Source organism: Erwinia plantamica, assembly GCF_043420595.1.
In the GTDB taxonomy this organism is placed as follows: domain Bacteria; phylum Pseudomonadota; class Gammaproteobacteria; order Enterobacterales; family Enterobacteriaceae; genus Erwinia; species Erwinia aeris.
The window spans coordinates 1-15,874 of the sequence record NZ_JBGCUC010000024.1 but is presented as its reverse complement, the minus strand read 5'-3'; the positions used below and the strand labels follow the sequence as shown (position 1 = coordinate 15,874).

15 protein-coding genes and 1 pseudogene are annotated in these 15,874 nt (G+C 57.8%); 12 read left to right on the top strand and 4 right to left on the bottom strand.

Translation table 11 applies throughout. From position 1 onward, the window contains the following. Positions 1–2 precede the first annotated feature (2 nt). From ubiJ to tatD, 6 genes and pseudogenes are all read left to right on the top strand, one after another. Complete coding sequence (ubiJ, locus tag AB3U87_RS19845; RefSeq protein ID WP_394150229.1) at positions 3–608, top strand: ubiquinone biosynthesis protein UbiJ; 606 nt, start codon at positions 3–5, stop codon at positions 606–608. Beyond that, positions 605–2,242 carry a ubiquinone biosynthesis regulatory protein kinase UbiB gene (gene ubiB / locus AB3U87_RS19840; protein WP_253457296.1) on the top strand — a complete coding sequence of 546 codons (1,638 nt, stop codon included), beginning with the start codon at positions 605–607 and terminating at the stop codon, positions 2,240–2,242. The genes ubiJ and ubiB overlap by 4 nt, the downstream gene beginning before the upstream one ends. A gap of 99 nt (positions 2,243–2,341) precedes the next feature. After that, positions 2,342–2,587: a Sec-independent protein translocase subunit TatA gene (tatA, locus tag AB3U87_RS19835; protein ID WP_125290683.1), complete on the top strand. Its 246-nt coding sequence runs from the start codon at positions 2,342–2,344 to the stop codon at positions 2,585–2,587. A 3-nt stretch (positions 2,588–2,590) separates the two neighbouring features. Beyond that, positions 2,591–3,100 (top strand): annotated as a pseudogene (tatB, locus tag AB3U87_RS19830) (Sec-independent protein translocase protein TatB); the annotation flags it as partial. Between the two features lie 401 nt (positions 3,101–3,501). Next, on the top strand, positions 3,502–4,251 hold the full coding sequence (gene tatC / locus AB3U87_RS19825; protein ID WP_253457299.1) for a Sec-independent protein translocase subunit TatC: 750 nt from the start codon (positions 3,502–3,504) through the stop codon (positions 4,249–4,251). Positions 4,252–4,316: 65 nt separating this feature from the next. After that, on the top strand, positions 4,317–5,105 hold the full coding sequence (tatD, locus tag AB3U87_RS19820; protein WP_253457301.1) for a 3'-5' ssDNA/RNA exonuclease TatD: 789 nt from the start codon (positions 4,317–4,319) through the stop codon (positions 5,103–5,105). Positions 5,106–5,107: 2 nt separating this feature from the next. On the opposite strand, the gene rfaH is transcribed toward tatD, so the two are convergent. Then, on the bottom strand, positions 5,108–5,596 hold the full coding sequence (rfaH, locus tag AB3U87_RS19815; RefSeq protein WP_253457303.1) for a transcription/translation regulatory transformer protein RfaH: 489 nt from the start codon (positions 5,594–5,596) through the stop codon (positions 5,108–5,110). Between the two features lie 290 nt (positions 5,597–5,886). Here rfaH and ubiD point away from each other — a divergent pair, with 290 nt between their 5' ends. Then, a complete protein-coding gene (gene ubiD / locus AB3U87_RS19810) occupies positions 5,887–7,389 on the top strand; it encodes a 4-hydroxy-3-polyprenylbenzoate decarboxylase (protein WP_253457306.1) in 1,503 nt (500 codons plus the stop codon). 21 nt (positions 7,390–7,410) lie between these two features. Beyond that, a complete protein-coding gene (gene fre, locus AB3U87_RS19805) occupies positions 7,411–8,112 on the top strand; it encodes an NAD(P)H-flavin reductase (protein WP_253457309.1) in 702 nt (233 codons plus the stop codon). 45 nt (positions 8,113–8,157) lie between these two features. Here the strand turns inward: fre and fadA are convergent, their stop codons facing one another. Together fadA and fadB are read right to left on the bottom strand one after the other, a co-directional pair. Then, complete coding sequence (gene fadA / locus AB3U87_RS19800; protein WP_253457311.1) at positions 8,158–9,321, bottom strand: acetyl-CoA C-acyltransferase FadA; 1,164 nt, start codon at positions 9,319–9,321, stop codon at positions 8,158–8,160. Between the two features lie 10 nt (positions 9,322–9,331). Beyond that, positions 9,332–11,515 (bottom strand): fatty acid oxidation complex subunit alpha FadB, encoded by a 2,184-nt coding sequence (gene fadB / locus AB3U87_RS19795; RefSeq protein WP_394150224.1) that lies wholly within the window; start codon positions 11,513–11,515, stop codon positions 9,332–9,334. A 179-nt stretch (positions 11,516–11,694) separates the two neighbouring features. Between fadB and pepQ the strand changes: the two genes are divergently transcribed. Genes pepQ through hemG form a run of 4 tightly spaced genes read left to right on the top strand, consistent with a single transcriptional unit; the run spans position 11,695 to position 15,667 of the window. After that, positions 11,695–13,026: a Xaa-Pro dipeptidase gene (pepQ, locus tag AB3U87_RS19790; protein ID WP_301253065.1), complete on the top strand. Its 1,332-nt coding sequence runs from the start codon at positions 11,695–11,697 to the stop codon at positions 13,024–13,026. Then, complete coding sequence (locus tag AB3U87_RS19785; RefSeq protein ID WP_253457317.1) at positions 13,026–13,637, top strand: IMPACT family protein; 612 nt, start codon at positions 13,026–13,028, stop codon at positions 13,635–13,637. The genes pepQ and AB3U87_RS19785 overlap by 1 nt, the downstream gene beginning before the upstream one ends. Positions 13,638–13,663: 26 nt before the next feature. Next, positions 13,664–15,115, top strand: coding sequence for a Trk system potassium transporter TrkH (gene trkH / locus AB3U87_RS19780; protein WP_125290673.1), 1,452 nt, complete (start codon positions 13,664–13,666; stop codon positions 15,113–15,115). Positions 15,116–15,130: 15 nt separating this feature from the next. Next, positions 15,131–15,667: a menaquinone-dependent protoporphyrinogen IX dehydrogenase gene (gene hemG / locus AB3U87_RS19775; protein WP_253457320.1), complete on the top strand. Its 537-nt coding sequence runs from the start codon at positions 15,131–15,133 to the stop codon at positions 15,665–15,667. On the opposite strand, the gene AB3U87_RS19770 is transcribed toward hemG, so the two are convergent. Next, positions 15,650–15,874, bottom strand: a 225-nt coding sequence (locus AB3U87_RS19770; RefSeq protein ID WP_394150221.1) for a hypothetical protein, incomplete at its 5' end; no start/stop codon positions are given. The genes hemG and AB3U87_RS19770 overlap by 18 nt on opposite strands.

Here is a 15,874-nt window from a genome sequence, read left to right as displayed (position 1 = left end):
GAATGACCTTAACGCCGCTGTTAACCGCAGGGCTGGAAACGGCGCTCAATCAGATCCTTTATCGCGATCGCGGCCTGAAAGCCGCGCGTCAGCGTCTTAACGGCCGCAGCCTGGCCATTGAGCTGGCCGAGCTGAAGCAGCCGCTGATCTTTATCTTCAGCGACCAACAGGTCGATGTGCTGGGCGACTGGTGCGACACGCCGGACTGCAAGGTGAAAACCCGTCTGGCGACGCTGCGCAAGCTGCGCGATCGTCAGCAGTTAACCAGCCTGATCCGCAGCGGCGAGCTGGAGGTTGAGGGCGATCTACAGGTCGTCCAGCAGTTCTCCGCGCTGATCGATCTGGCCGAGCTTGACCCTGCCGAATATCTCGCGCCCTGGATTGGCGATATTGCCGCTCAGGGCATCAGCCAGGCCGCCCGTCGCGGGTTGCAGCTGGTGCGCGGCAATCTTGACCGTAAACAGAGCTACCTTGGTCAGGCGCTGACGGAAGAGTGGCGCCTGGCGCCGGGCGGCCTGGAGCTTGCCTTGTTTGCTGAAGAAGTCGACGCCGCCGCTCGCGAGCTGGCTGCGCTGGAAACCCGCCTTAAACAACTGGAGGGCAAATGACCCTCGGAGAAATACGTCGTCTCTATTTTATTATCCGTATCTTTTTGAGCTATGGACTGGATGAGCTAATCCCGAAAACCCGGCTGGCGCTGCCGCTGCGCCTGTGGCGCCGGACGCTGTTCTGGATGCCTAATTTGCACAAAGAGCGTCAGCTTGGCGAGCGTATCAGGTTAGCCATGGAGCAGCTTGGCCCGGTGTGGATCAAATTTGGTCAGATGATGTCCACGCGACGCGATCTTTTTCCGCCGCATATCGCCGATCAGCTGGCGATGCTGCAGGACAAGGTCGCGCCTTTCGATGGCGTACAGGCGAAAAAACAGATTGAGATGTCGCTTGGCTGCAAGGTGGAAACCCTGTTTGATGACTTTGTGATCACGCCGCTTGCTTCCGCTTCCATCGCGCAGGTACACACCGCCACGCTGAAGGAAAACGGCAGGGAAGTGGTCATTAAGGTTATTCGTCCGGATATCCTGCCGGTGATCAAAGCCGATATGAAGCTGATCAACCGCATGGCGGCCTGGGTGCCTCGCCTGTTACCGGACGGGCGCCGCCTGCGTCCGCAGGAAGTGGTGGCCGATTACGAAAAAACGCTGATAGACGAACTGAACCTGCTGCGCGAAGCGGCTAACGCCATTCAGCTGCGCCGTAATTTCGAAGGCAGCAACATGCTTTACGTGCCGGAAATCTATTCCGACTACTGTAGCGAAACCATGCTGGTGATGGAGCGCATTTACGGCATTCCAATCTCCGATGTGGTGCAGCTCGAACAGCGCGGCGTCAACATGAAGCTGCTGGCCGAGCGCGGCGTGCAGGTCTTCTTTACCCAGGTGTTCCGCGACAGCTTTTTCCACGCCGATATGCATCCGGGCAACATTTTTGTCAGCTATGAGCATCCTGAAGATCCGCAATATATCGGTATCGACTGCGGTATCGTCGGCTCGCTGAATAAAGAAGATAAGCGGTATCTGGCGGAGAACTTTATCGCCTTCTTCAACCGCGATTACCGCAAGGTTGCCGAGCTGCACGTTGATTCCGGCTGGGTGCCGGCGGATACCAACGTAGAGGATTTCGAGTTCGCTATTCGTACCGTTTGCGAACCGATTTTTGAAAAGCCGCTGGCGGAAATCTCCTTCGGTCACGTGCTGCTGAACCTCTTTAATACGGCGCGCCGCTTCAACATGGAAGTGCAGCCTCAGCTGGTGCTGTTACAGAAAACTCTACTGTATGTGGAAGGCGTTGGACGACAGCTTTATCCGCAGCTCGACCTGTGGAAAACCGCCAAGCCGTTCCTGGAAGACTGGATCAAAGATCAGATTGGCATTCCGGCTATCGTGCGCGCGCTGAAAGAAAAAGCGCCGTTCTGGGCGGAAAAACTGCCGGAGCTGCCGGAGCTGGTTTACGAAAGCCTGAAGCGACACAAGCATCTGCAGCACAGCGTCGATAAGCTTTCTTACGATCTGCGCAACGACCGGGTGCGGCATCATCAGTCGCGCTATCTGTTCGGTATTGGCGCCACGCTGCTGCTGAGCGGCACGGCTATTCTGCTGACCAGACCGCAGTGGGATTTGCTGTCGGCGGTTATGGTCGCTGGCGGTCTGGTAAGCTGGCTGGTCGGCTGGCGTAAAACCGACTGACTGTCATGAAAGGTAAAGAGGGGCTGGCAGCGCTTTGCGCGCGGTCAGCCCGGCTTATATACTGCGAAACCTGCATTAACTGACATCTGAGGCAAAATTATGGGCGGTATTAGTATCTGGCAATTGTTAATTATTGCCGTAATCGTTGTGCTGCTCTTCGGCACGAAGAAACTGCGCGGGCTGGGTTCCGATCTCGGTTCATCAATCAAAGGCTTTAAAAAAGCCATGAGTGACGATGACGAAAAGCCAAAAACACATGCCGACGATGCTGATTTTAAAGCCACTCTGGCCGACAAACAGCACGCAGAAGCGAAGAAAGAAGACGTTAAGAACGACAAGGTGTAAGCCGTGTTCGACATAGGTTTTAGTGAACTGATTCTGGTGTTTATTATCGGGCTGGTAGTGCTGGGTCCGCAGCGTTTGCCGGTTGCGGTAAAAACCGTGGTCGGCTGGATCCGCGCGCTGCGCTCGCTGGCGGCTAATGTGCAAAACGAACTGGCGCAGGAGCTGAAACTCCAGGAGCTGCAGGACAGCCTGAAGAAGGTGGAAGAGGCCAGTAAAAACAGCCTGTCGCCGGAGCTGAAAGCCTCGATGGAAGAGCTGAAGCAGTCGGCGGAATCCATGAAGCGTACCTATCTGGGCGAGAACGAAAAAGCGGACGACGAAGCTAACACTATCCACAATCCGCTGGTGAAAAACGCCGAGGATTCTCATGAAGGCGTGACGCCTGCTGCGGCCGATCATCAGGCCAGCGCCCCGGCGCAGGCGCCAGAGGCAGCAACCAGTGCAGCGCCACAGCCTGCGGTGCAGCAGGAACAGCATACGCCAGTCGTGCATGTTTCGCCTGCGGCGAGCGATATGGCAGCAGCGCACTCTGCTACGGTTCGCGTTGCTGAGCCAGCCGCAAGCGGTGTAGCCCAGGTTGCTGAAACTGTTTCGCCTGTCGCAAGCGATGCGGCTGTAGCACCGTCCGCTGCGGTTCACGTTGCCGAACCTGCCACAAGCGGGGTAGCCCAGGTCGCTGAACCTGCTTCGTCTGCTGCAAGCGATGCGGCCGTAGCAAAATCCGCGACGGCCAGGGCTGCTGAAGCGCCTGCCGCCGCCAGCGCGCCTTATGAAACCGCCGCCGGAAAGCCGGACGCCGCGTCGAATACGGCGCCTGCCGCCGCGCCTGAAAAGCCAAAGGCCGTTAAAGACGAAGCGCCGACGCTTTCCAGCCGTGCGCCTGTTTCCACCACCCAACCGGATGAACGCTAAACATGGCTGTTGAAGATACCCAACCGCTTATCAGCCATCTGATTGAGCTGCGTAAGCGCCTGCTGAACTGCATTATCGCCGTGGTGGCGATTTTCCTTTGCCTGGCGTACTTTTCCAACGATATTTATCAGCTGGTTTCCGCGCCGCTGATCGAGCAGATGCCAGCGGGCGCCAGCATGATCGCGACCGACGTGGCTTCGCCTTTTTTCGCGCCGGTCAAGCTGACCATGATCGTTTCCGTCTTCCTTGCGGTACCGGTGATCCTTTACCAAATCTGGGCCTTTATCGCGCCCGCGCTTTACCGCCACGAACGCAGGCTGGTGGTGCCGCTGCTGATTTCCAGTTCATTCCTATTCTATATAGGGATGGCTTTCGCCTACTTTGTTGTCTTCCCGTTGGCCTTTGGGTTCTTCGCTAAAACCGCGCCGCACGGCGTGCAGATCGCTACCGATATCAATAACTATCTCGATTTCGTAATGGCGTTGTTTATGGCGTTTGGCGTCTCTTTCGAGGTGCCGATTGCTATCGTGCTGCTGTGCTGGACCGGTGTGACCACGCCGGAGGAACTGAAGGCGAAGCGGCCTTATGTTCTGGTCGGCGCTTTTATCGTAGGTATGCTGTTGACGCCGCCGGATGTGCTTTCCCAGACGCTGCTGGCCATTCCGATGTACTGCCTGTTTGAGGTCGGCGTGTTCTTCTCCCGTTTCTATACCGGATTACGGCGGGAAGAGAGTGACCAGGAGACGGAGTAGCCGCGAAGGCCTGCCCACATTAAAAAATAACCGCCCGTAAGGGCGGTTACTGTTTGGAACACGCTATGTTTGATATTGGGGTCAATCTGACCAGCACGCAGTTCGCCAAAGATCGCGACAAGGTTGTAAAACGCGCCGTTGATGCGGGCGTCACCGGCATTCTGATTACCGGCACCAACGCGCTGGAGAGCCAGCAGGCGCAGAGCCTGGCGAAACGTCGTTCCGGCTACTGCTGGTCTACGGCAGGCGTTCATCCGCATCACGCCAGCGAATGGTCGGCGGAAACGGCCGCCACCTTAAGAAGGCTGGCGGAAAGCCCGGAAGTGGCGGCGATTGGCGAGTGCGGGCTGGATTTCAACCGCAACATCTGCGGGCCGGAACAGCAGGCTTACGCCTTTAATGCTCAGCTTGAGCTGGCGGCCGATCTGCAGCTGCCCGTTTTTCTGCACTGCCGCGAAGCGCACGATCGCTTTCTCGCTATCCTGACGCCCTGGCTACCAAAGCTGCCCGGCGCGGTCGTACACTGTTTTACCGGCACGAAAGCGGAGCTGGAAGCCTGTCTGGCTGCCGGGCTTTATATCGGCATTACGGGATGGGTGTGCGATGAACGTCGCGGACTTGAGCTGCGCGAGCTGATGCCGCTTATTCCTGCTGACAGGCTGCTGCTGGAAACGGACGCGCCTTATTTGCTGCCGCGCGACATGCGTCCCCGCCCTGCATCGCGACGTAACGAGCCGTGCTTTCTGCCGCATATCGTAGAACAGGTCGCGCTACTGCGCGGCGAAGAGGCGGCTACCCTGGGGCAGCAGTGCGACAGCAATGCGCGAGCGCTTTTCCGTCTGAACGCGCAGTAGCCTCAGAGTTTCTGGAACTGCCGATTGTCCAGGCTGCGGACGATCTGCTTATTCAGCAGGTTAAGCAGCAGCATAGAACGCGCCTCGCCGTCCGGCTCGGTAAAAATTGCCTTCAGGCCTTCGAAAGCGCCAGCGGTAATCAATACTCTGTCGCCGGGCTGCGGTAGCGTCGGTGCGGGCAGCGTTACCGTCGCCTGCGTTTGCAGCGCTTCGATCACGTCCTGCGGCACGGTCGCGGGCAGATTGCCGAAGCGAACGAAATGGCTGACGCCGCGCGTGGCGCTGATGGTCGTGGTATGAATCGCTTCCGGATCGAACTCAATAAAAAGGTAGTTCGGGAACAGCGGCTCATTTACCTGAGTACGCTTGCCGCGCACCAGTTTCTCTAAGGCAATCATGGGGCTGAGACAATGCACCGCCTGGCGCTCAAGATGTTCTTTCGCGCGGGTAAGCTGGCCACGTTTGCAATAAAGTAAATACCAGGATTCCATAACGTCACTTTGCAATTACAGGGTCGCTAAGAATAACAAAAATAGCGTGATAGTTATAGCAACATGCAGGCCAGAAGGCGCCTGAAATCGCGATGAATGAACGGACAGCGTTAAGCATAAAGCTTATTAACTGTAGTTATCAGCGGATCGGTTGATGAGTCGGGATGCCGGAAGAAAAAATTTTTGGCGGTCGCAGCGTGAGCGCGCCGACCTCCTGCCGCGAAAAACTAAGCACGAGAGCTTAATCCTCCCTATAATGGCCGATTCACTGACCGTATTGATGAGAAGTCATGAAATACCACGACCTACGCGACTTCCTTTCCCTGCTGGAGCAGCGCGGGGAATTAAAACGCATTAAGCAAGAGATCGATCCCGATCTTGAAATGACCGAAATTGCCGATCGCACTCTGCGAGCCGGCGGGCCGGCGCTGCTGTTTGAAAACCCCAAAGGCTATAATATGCCGGTGCTGTGCAACCTTTTCGGCACGCCGGATCGCGTTGCGCTGGGCATGGGCCAGGAAGACGTGAAGGCGCTGCGTGAAGTGGGCCGCCTGCTCGCCTTTTTGAAAGAGCCGGAACCGCCGCGCGGTTTTCGCGACTTTTTCGACAAAATGCCGCAGTGGAAGCAGGTGCTGAATATGCCGACGAAGCGCCTGCGCGACGCGCCGTGCCAGCAGCAAATCTGGCAGGGCGATGAAGTCGATCTGAGCCGCATTCCGGTGATGAAGTGCTGGCCGGAAGATGCCGCGCCGCTGATCACCTGGGGCCTGACGGTTACGCGCGGCCCGCACAAAGAGCGGCAGAACCTGGGCATCTATCGCCAGCAGGTTATTGGTAAGAACAAACTCATTATGCGCTGGCTGTCGCATCGCGGCGGCGCGCTGGATTTCCAGGAGTGGACGCAGCAGCATCCCGGCGAGCGCTTCCCGGTCTCCGTCGCGCTGGGCGCCGATCCCGCCACCATTTTGGGCGCGGTCACGCCGGTTCCCGATACGCTTTCTGAATATGCTTTTGCGGGACTGCTGCGCGGCACCAAAACCGAAGTCGTGAAGTGCGTCTCCAACGATCTGGAAGTGCCGGCCAGCGCGGAAATCGTGCTGGAAGGCTATATCGAGGCGGGCGAAGTGGCGCCGGAAGGGCCGTATGGCGACCATACCGGCTACTATAATGAAGTCGATAACTTCCCGGTGTTTACCGTAACGCACATTACGCAGCGCCGCGACGCCATCTATCATTCCACCTATACCGGGCGTCCGCCGGATGAGCCAGCCGTGCTTGGCGTGGCGCTGAATGAAGTCTTCGTGCCGATCCTGCAAAAGCAGTTCCCGGAAATCGTCGATTTTTATCTGCCGCCGGAAGGTTGTTCCTATCGTCTGGCGATCGTTACGATGAAAAAGCAGTACGCAGGCCATGCCAAGCGGGTGATGATGGGCGTTTGGTCATTTTTGCGCCAGTTTATGTACACTAAGTTTGTTATCGTATGTGACGACGATGTGAACGCGCGCGACTGGAACGACGTTATCTGGGCCATTACCACCCGGATGGATCCGGCCAGGGATACGGTGCTGGTAGAGAACACGCCTATCGACTACCTGGATTTCGCTTCGCCGGTTTCCGGGTTAGGCTCGAAAATGGGCCTGGACGCCACCAACAAGTGGCCCGGAGAAACCCAGCGCGAATGGGGCCGCCCTATTCGCAAAGATCCCGCCGTCACCGCGCGCATTGATGCCATATGGGACGAGTTAGGCATCTTCAGTGAGTCGCCCACGCGCAAAAACGCGCCCGGCAAATAATCGACCCGACAGAGGGAACGCATGACAACGTTAAGCTGTAAAGTGATCTCGGTAGAGGCGATAACCGATACCGTTTACCGAGTCCGTATGGTGCCGGAAGCCGATTTCAGCTTCCGGGCCGGTCAGTATCTGATGGTAGTGATGGACGAGCGCGACAAACGCCCGTTCTCGCTGGCTTCCACGCCGATGGAAAAAGAGATTATTGAGCTGCATATTGGCGCTTCGGAACTCAATCTCTACGCGATGGCGGTGATGGAACGGATCCAGGAGCAGCGCAGCATTACCGTGGATATTCCGCACGGCGACGCGTGGCTGCGTGAAGAGAGCGACCGTCCGCTGATCCTGATTGCGGGCGGCACGGGCTTCTCCTACGCCCGTTCGATCCTGCTGACCGCGCTGGCGCAGCGGCCGGAGCGTCATATCGAAATTTACTGGGGCGGCCGTGAACTGAAGCACCTCTACGATATGGACGAACTGGAAGCGCTGGCGGTGAAGCACCCGAACCTGAAGGTGATCCCGGTGGTGGAACAGCCTGAGCCGGGCTGGGAAGGGCGTAGCGGCACCGTGCTGACGGCGGTTATGAACGACCACCGCAGCCTGGCCGAGTACGAGATCTATATCGCGGGCCGTTTTGAAATGGCGAAAATCGCGCGCGAACGCTTCTGTGCCGAGCGCGAGGCGAAAGCGGAACAGATGTTTGGCGACGCCTTCGCCTTTATCTGAGCCGGAACGATTGCGTAAAAAAGCCGCCCGTCACGGGCGGCTGCATCAAACCCTTTCCAGTACGGTAGCGATGCCCTGTCCCAAACCGATACACATGGTCGCCAGACCAAACTGTGCGTCGCGTCGCTCCATCAGGTTCAACAACGTCGTGGCGATCCGCGCGCCGGAACAGCCCAGCGGATGACCCAGCGCGATAGCGCCGCCGTTCAGATTGATTTTGTTATCCAGCTCCTCCATCAATCCCAGCTCCTTAATACACGGCAGCACCTGCGCGGCGAACGCTTCGTTCATCTCAAACAGATCGATATCGCTGACGTTCAGTCCTGCTTTCTTCAGCGCCAGCCGGGAGGCGGGCACCGGGCCAAAGCCCATAATCGACGGATCGCAGCCGACCACTGCCATCGAGCGGATCCGCGCCCGCGCTTTCAGGCCTAGCTCGCGAGCGCGTGATTCGCTCATCAGCAGCATCGCCGCCGCGCCGTCGGAGAGCGCCGAGGAGCTGCCCGCCGTTACCGTGCCGTTAACCGGATCGAAGGCGGGCTTCAGCGCGGCCAGACCCGCTGTGGTGGTATCGGGACGGATCACTTCATCAAAATCATAGCGCTTGAGCACGCCGTCGCCGTCATGGCCACTGGTCGCGACGATCTCCGCAGCAAAGTGACCCGCCTGCGTGGCGGCCCAGGCGCGCTGGTGCGAGCGGGCGGCAAATTCATCCTGCCTTTCCCGACCGATCTGGTGCATACGCGCCAGCATTTCCGCCGTCAGGCCCATCATGCCGGCGGCTTTCGCCACGGTTTTGCTCAGGCCGGGATGAAAATCGACGCCGTGGCTCATCGGCACGTGGCCCATATGCTCCACGCCGCCCACCAGGCAGGCGCTGGCGTCGCCAACCATGATGGCGCGCGCGGCATCGTGCATTGCCTGCATCGAGGAGCCGCAAAGGCGGTTGACGGTGGTAGCGGGCACCCGATGCGGGATTTCCGCCAGCAGGGCGGCATTACGGGCGATGTTAAAACCCTGCTCCAGCGTTTGCTGCACGCAGCCCCAGTAAATATCATCCAGGCTTGCCGCCGCCAGCGCCGGGTTGCGGCTCAGCAGCGAGCGCATCAGATGCGCCGAAAGATCTTCCGCCCGGACATGGCGAAAAGCGCCGCCTTTGGAGCGGCCCATCGGCGTGCGGATGGCATCAACAATTACGACTTTTTCCATTTCTCTTTCCTTACGCCGTTTTCAGGACGTCATCGGCCGGTTGAACCTGCGGATACCACTGCGTTTTATGCTGCGCTTTTTCCTGCAGGCTGGCCGGCAGCTGATAAAGCGGGCCGAGCGCGGCAAAGAAGGCCGCCTGGCTGGCAAAGCGGGCGCTGCCCTGCGTATCCAGATAGCGGAAAACGCCGCCGCGAAACGGCGGGAAGCCCAGCCCGTAAACCAGCGCCATATCCGCTTCGGCCGGCGTGGCGATAATGTTTTCTTCCAGGCAGAGCACCACTTCGTTAACCATCGGGATCATCATTCGGGCCACAATTTCTTCATCGCTGAAAACGCGCTGCGGCTGGCTGACGCTTTGCAGCAGTTTATCGACTTCGGGATCGACAATTTTCTTCTGTTTGCCTTTGCTGTCCTTCTCCCAGCGATAAAACCCGGCCTGATTTTTTTGTCCGAACCGTTTCGCCTCGAACAGCACGTCGATGGCATCACGGTAATCCTTTTTCATACGGTTCGGGAAACCGTCAGCCATTACGCTCTGCGCGTGATGCGCGGTATCAATGCCGACCACGTCCAGCAGCCAGGCAGGCCCCATCGGCCAGCCGAAATGCTTTTCCATGACTTTATCTATCTGACGATAATCCGCACCGTCGCGCAGCAGCAGGCTGAAGCCGGCAAAATAGGGGAACAGCACGCGGTTGACGAAAAAACCGGGACAGTCGTTCACCACGATGGGCGTCTTGCCCATTTGGTCGGCCCAGGCCACCACTTTCGCCAGCGTGGCGTCCGAGGTTTTTGCACCCCGGATCACTTCAACCAGCGGCATGCGGTGCACCGGATTAAAAAAGTGCATTCCGCAGAAGTTTTCCGGGCGCTGCAGCGCATCAGCAAGCTGGCTGATGGGAATAGTCGAGGTATTGGAAGCCAGAACGGCATCCTGACGAAGATGCTGTTCCGTCTCTGCCAGCACCGCCGCTTTAACGCGCGGGTTTTCCACCACGGCCTCGACGACCATATCGGCACGTTCAAATCCTTCATAGCTCAGGGTTGGATGGATAGCGCCGATGATGCCCGCCAGCTGCATCGCGTCAATTTTCCCTCGCGTCAGCTGCTTATTCAGCAGCCCGGCCGCTTCGGTCATACCGAGTTCCAGCGAGGCCGGATTGATATCCTTCATTAATACCGGTACGCCTTTGCTGGCCGCCTGATAAGCGATGCCGCCGCCCATAATGCCCGCGCCCAATACGGCAGCCTGCTTCGGTAGCGCGCTATTCTGCGCCAGCTTTTTCGCTTTCGCCTTCAGCGCGCGATCGTTAAGGAACAGGCCGACCAGCGCACGCGCCTCGTCGGAACGGGCCAGCGGGACAAAAGCCTGCGTTTCCAGCAGCAAAGCTTCATCACGGCCCAGCGCAGCAGCGGCCTCAATCGTTTTTACCGCCGTCAGCGGAGCAGGGTAGTGCTTGCCCGCGGTTTGCAGCACCACGCCTTTGGCGGTGGTAAAACTCATCATCGCCTCAATTTTATTGAGCTTCAGCGGTTGCAGCTTCGGCTCGCGACGTTCGCGCCACGGCTGTTTGCCGCTAATGGCCTCGCGCAGGATGGCGATGCCCGCATCGCGCAGCTTATCAGCCGCCACAACGGCATCCACCAGGCCCAGCGCCAGCGCTTTTTGCGCATCGACATCTTTTCCGGCGGCGATAATTTCCAGCGCGCTGTCGGCGCCCAGCAGACGCGGCAGGCGCACCGAGCCGCCAAAGCCGGGCATGATCCCCAGCTTCGTTTCCGGCAGGCCAATACGCGCGTCCGGCGTGGCGATACGGAAGTCCGTTGCCAGGATACATTCACAGCCGCCGCCCAGCGCATAGCCCTGTACGGCCGACAAGGTCGGCACCGGCAGATCCTCAAGCCGATTAAAGATAGCGTTGGCGTAATGCAGCCACTGCGTCAGCTGTTCCTCCGGGGCGGCGAACAGCGATAAAAATTCGGTAATATCCGCGCCGACGATAAACGCCGGTTTGCGCGAACTGAGCAGAACCGCCTGCAGATCCGGCTGCCGCTCCAGCACGGCTATCGCCTCGCCCAGGCTGGCGACGGTTTGCGTATCCAGTTTGTTAACTGAACCGGGCGCATCAAAAACCAGTTCAGCAATACCATTTTCCAGCCAGTTCAGGGTCAGGGTGTCGCCTTGGTAAAGCATTCTTCTCTCCTGCTGCCGCGCTAAAGGGATCTGGTCATACCAGATGATCGAGAGTGTGGAGTTGATGTTAATTATTTGCAAACGAGAGTTTGCTTATTTGCAAACAAGATCACAGGCGCGGCAAAACGATCTCGCCGTGCTAAGATGCGCCTGATTACGTGATTAACGGAGGTAAAGTGATGGACTCGTTGAGCGCCCTTTATCATGAGCATCTGAAGACGCTACAGGCGCGCGCGCAGCAGGTGCTGGCCCGCTTTAAGCTGGATGCCATGCTGATCCATTCCGGCGAACTGCTGACGGTTTTTCTGGATGACCACGACTACCCTTTCAAAGTAAACCCGCAGTTTAAAGCCTGGCTGCCGGTGACCACCGTGCCCAACTGCTGGCTGTGGGTCGACGGCGTGAACAAGCCGAAGCTCTGGTTTTATTCGCCGGTGGATTACTGGCACAACGTCGAGCCGCTGCCGCAAAGCTTCTGGACGGACGGCATGGAGATTACGGCGCTGAAAAAAGCGGATGAAATCGGCCAGCTGTTGCCGACAAACCGTGAAAACGTTGCCTATATCGGCCCGGTGCCGCAGCGTGCCGCCCAGCTTGGCATCAACGCCGCCGCGATCAACCCAAAAGGGGTGATCGACTTTCTGCATTATCATCGCTCTTATAAAACCGATTACGAACTTTACTGCCTGCGCGAAGCGCAAAAGACGGCGGTGATCGGTCATCGCGCAGCGAAGGAAGCCTTTCTTTCCGGCATGAGCGAGTTCGATATTAATATTGCTTACCTCAGCGCTACCGGCCATCGCGATATCGACGTGCCTTACGGCAATATCGTCGCGCTGAACGAACATGCCGCCGTGCTGCACTACACTAAGCTTGATCAATTGCCGCCGGAACAGCCGCGCAGCTTTCTGCTGGATGCAGGCACGGAATATAACGGTTATGCAGCGGATCTGACGCGCAGCTACGCTTACGATCCCGCCAGCGACTATGCGACGCTTATTCAGGATATGAATGAAGAAGAGCTGGCGCTGATTGCCACGCTGAAGGCGGGCGTGCGCTATACCGACTACCATCAGCAGATGCATCAGCGGCTGGCGAAACTGCTGCTGAAACATCAGCTGGTCAAAGGGCTGAGCGAAGAGGCGATGGTGGCGGAAAACCTTACCGGGCCGTTTATGCCGCACGGCGTGGGTCATCCGCTTGGCCTACAGGTGCATGACGTCGCCGGTTTTATGCAGGATGACAGCGGCACCCATCTGGCCGCGCCGCAGCAGTATCCCTTTTTACGCTGCACGCGCATCCTTGAACCGCGCATGGTACTGACGATTGAACCCGGCATCTACTTTATCGAGTCGCTGCTCGCGCCATGGCGCGAAGGCAAGTTCAGCCAGCACTTCGACTGGGCGCGCATTGAGGCGCTGAAGCCTTATGGCGGTATCCGAATCGAAGATAACGTGGTGATCCATGAACAGGGCGTGGAAAACATGACCCGGGATCTGAAGCTGGATTAATGGACGCCTGGGAGATCCCCGCTGAAACCTTCAGCTTCAGCGAGGAAATAAAAAAAAGCCGCTTTATCACGCTGCTGGCGCATACCGAAGGCGTGGAGGCGGCGCGCGCTTTTGTGCAGCAGGTGAAAGGCGAGCATCCTGCCGCCCGGCATCACTGCTGGGCCTGGGTAGCGGGCGCGCCTGACGATTCGCAGCAGCTGGGTTTCTCGGATGACGGCGAGCCTTCCGGCACGGCGGGCAAACCGATGCTGGCCCAGCTGATGGGCAGCGGCGTGGGCGAGATAACGGCGGTAGTGGTGCGCTATTACGGCGGCATACAGCTGGGCACCGGCGGGCTGGTTAAGGCCTACGGCGGCGGCGTGCAGCAGGCATTAAAATTGCTGCCTCGTGCGCGGAAGGTGCCCATGCTGACCTTTACGCTGGTTTGCGACTATGCGCAGCTGGCGGAAATAGAAAGGATGGTCGCCCGTTTTAACGGTCAGCTGCTGCACAGCGAGTTTTTACAGCGTGTCTCGCTGACGCTGGCGCTGCCCCATGCGCAGGTCGCAGGCTTCACGCGCAATCTCACCGATTTCAGCAGAGGGGCGCTCCATCTGGCCCCGACCGACTAACACCTTGTCAGGAAAGGAAAGGCTACATGCATTTTCGTGCCATCACCCGCATCGTGGGTTTACTGGTCATTTTGTTTTCGGGCACCATGATCGTGCCGGGCCTGGTGGCGCTAATCTACCGTGACGGCGCCGGACGAGCCTTTACGCAAACCTTCTTTATGGCGTTACTGATCGGCTCGCTGCTGTGGTGGCCGAACCGCAAGCAGAAAAGCGAGCTGAAGCCGCGAGAAGGCTTTTTGATCGTCGTGCTGTTCTGGACGGTGCTGGGCAGCGTCGGGGCGATGCCCTTTATCTTTGCCGAACATCCTAACCTGTCGTTAACCGACGCGTTCTTTGAATCTTTCTCCGGCCTGACCACCACGGGCGCCACGACGCTGGTGGGGCTGGATTCCCTGCCCAAAGCCATTCTGTTCTACCGGCAAATGCTGCAATGGCTGGGCGGGATGGGGATCATCGTGCTGGCAGTGGCTATCCTGCCTATACTGGGCGTCGGCGGGATGCAGCTTTACCGTGCGGAGATGCCAGGCCCGCTGAAAGATAACAAGATGCGGCCCCGAATTGCCGAAACGGCAAAAACGCTCTGGCTGATCTACGTGCTGTTAACCGTCATTTGCGCACTGGCGCTCTGGCTGGCCGGGATGCCGCTGTTTGACGCCATCGGCCACAGCTTTTCTACTATAGCTATCGGCGGCTTTTCCACACATGACGCCAGTATCGGCTATTTTCACAGCCCGACCATTAACAGCATTATTGCCATTTTCCTGCTGATTTCCGGCTGTAACTACGGCCTGCACTTCACGCTGCTCAGCGGACGTAATCTGCGTGTTTACTGGCGCGACCCGGAATTCCGTATGTTTATCGGGGTGCAGTTCACGCTGGTTATCATCTGCACGCTGGTGCTTTGGGCGCACAATGTCTATCAAAGCGGGCTGCAGACGCTGAACCAGGCTTTTTTCCAGGTGGTTTCCATGGCGACGACGGCAGGCTTCACTACCGACAGCATCGCCCGTTGGCCGCTCTTCTTACCGGTACTGCTGCTTTGCTCTGCTTTTATCGGCGGCTGTGCGGGATCGACCGGCGGCGGCCTGAAGGTGATCCGCATCCTGCTGCTGTTCAAACAAGGGTCGCGCGAACTGAAGCGGCTGGTGCATCCCAATGCCGTTTACACTATTAAGCTGGGGCAGCGGGCGCTGCCGGAAAGAATACTGGAAGCGGTATGGGGATTCTTCTCCGCCTACGCGCTGGTGTTCCTGCTGAGCATGCTGGCCATTATCGCCACGGGCGTGGACGATTTTTCAGCCTTTGCCGCCGTCGCCGCAACGCTGAACAATCTGGGGCCGGGCTTAGGGGTAGTAGCGGATAACTTCACTACTATGAATGATACGGCGAAATGGATTTTGATTCTGACAATGCTGTTTGGTCGTCTTGAAGTCTTCACGCTGTTGGTTCTGTTTACGCCAACCTTCTGGCGCGAATAACAAAAGTTGGATCTTATGAAAGCACTTATTCTTTATTCCAGCCGTGACGGGCAGACTCGTGAAATCGCGGCTTATATAGCTAACCAGCTCAAAGCGCATCAGGAATGCGATACGATCAATATCCTTCAGGCGGATAACATCGAATGGGCCAGGTACGACAGGGTACTTATCGGCGCTTCTATTCGCTATGGCCACTTCCATCCTAAGGTCGACAAGTTTGTTAAGCAGCATCTGAACGAGCTTACCAAAAGGCCTTCGGGATTCTTCTCGGTTAACCTTACCGCGCGCAAGCCGGAGAAGCGTACGCCGCAGACAAACGCCTACACGCGTAAGTTCCTGCTGAACTCGCCGTGGCAGCCAGACTGCTGCGCCGTGTTCGCGGGCGCGCTGCGCTATCCGCGTTACGGCTTCTTCGACCGCTTTATGATTCAGCTGATTATGCGGATGACCGGCGGCGAAACGGATGCCAGTAAAGAAGTGGAGTATACCGACTGGGAGCAGGTGACGCGTTTTGCCCATGAATTTGCCGCTTTATCAGGCAATGTGAAGTAAAAACGGACGCTTTGTTGAAAAATACGGCTGTCGTTCATTTATTTGTAATAAACGCTTGTCAGCCGTCAAGAACTCCCTATAATGCGCAACCACTGAGACGGCACAACGGCTTACAGGCCAGCGGCTCAGGAGGTTCAGGAAGCTGAATCGCCGGAGAAAACTTCTGAAAAAGAGGTTGACTCTGAAGGAGGAAAGCGTAATATACGC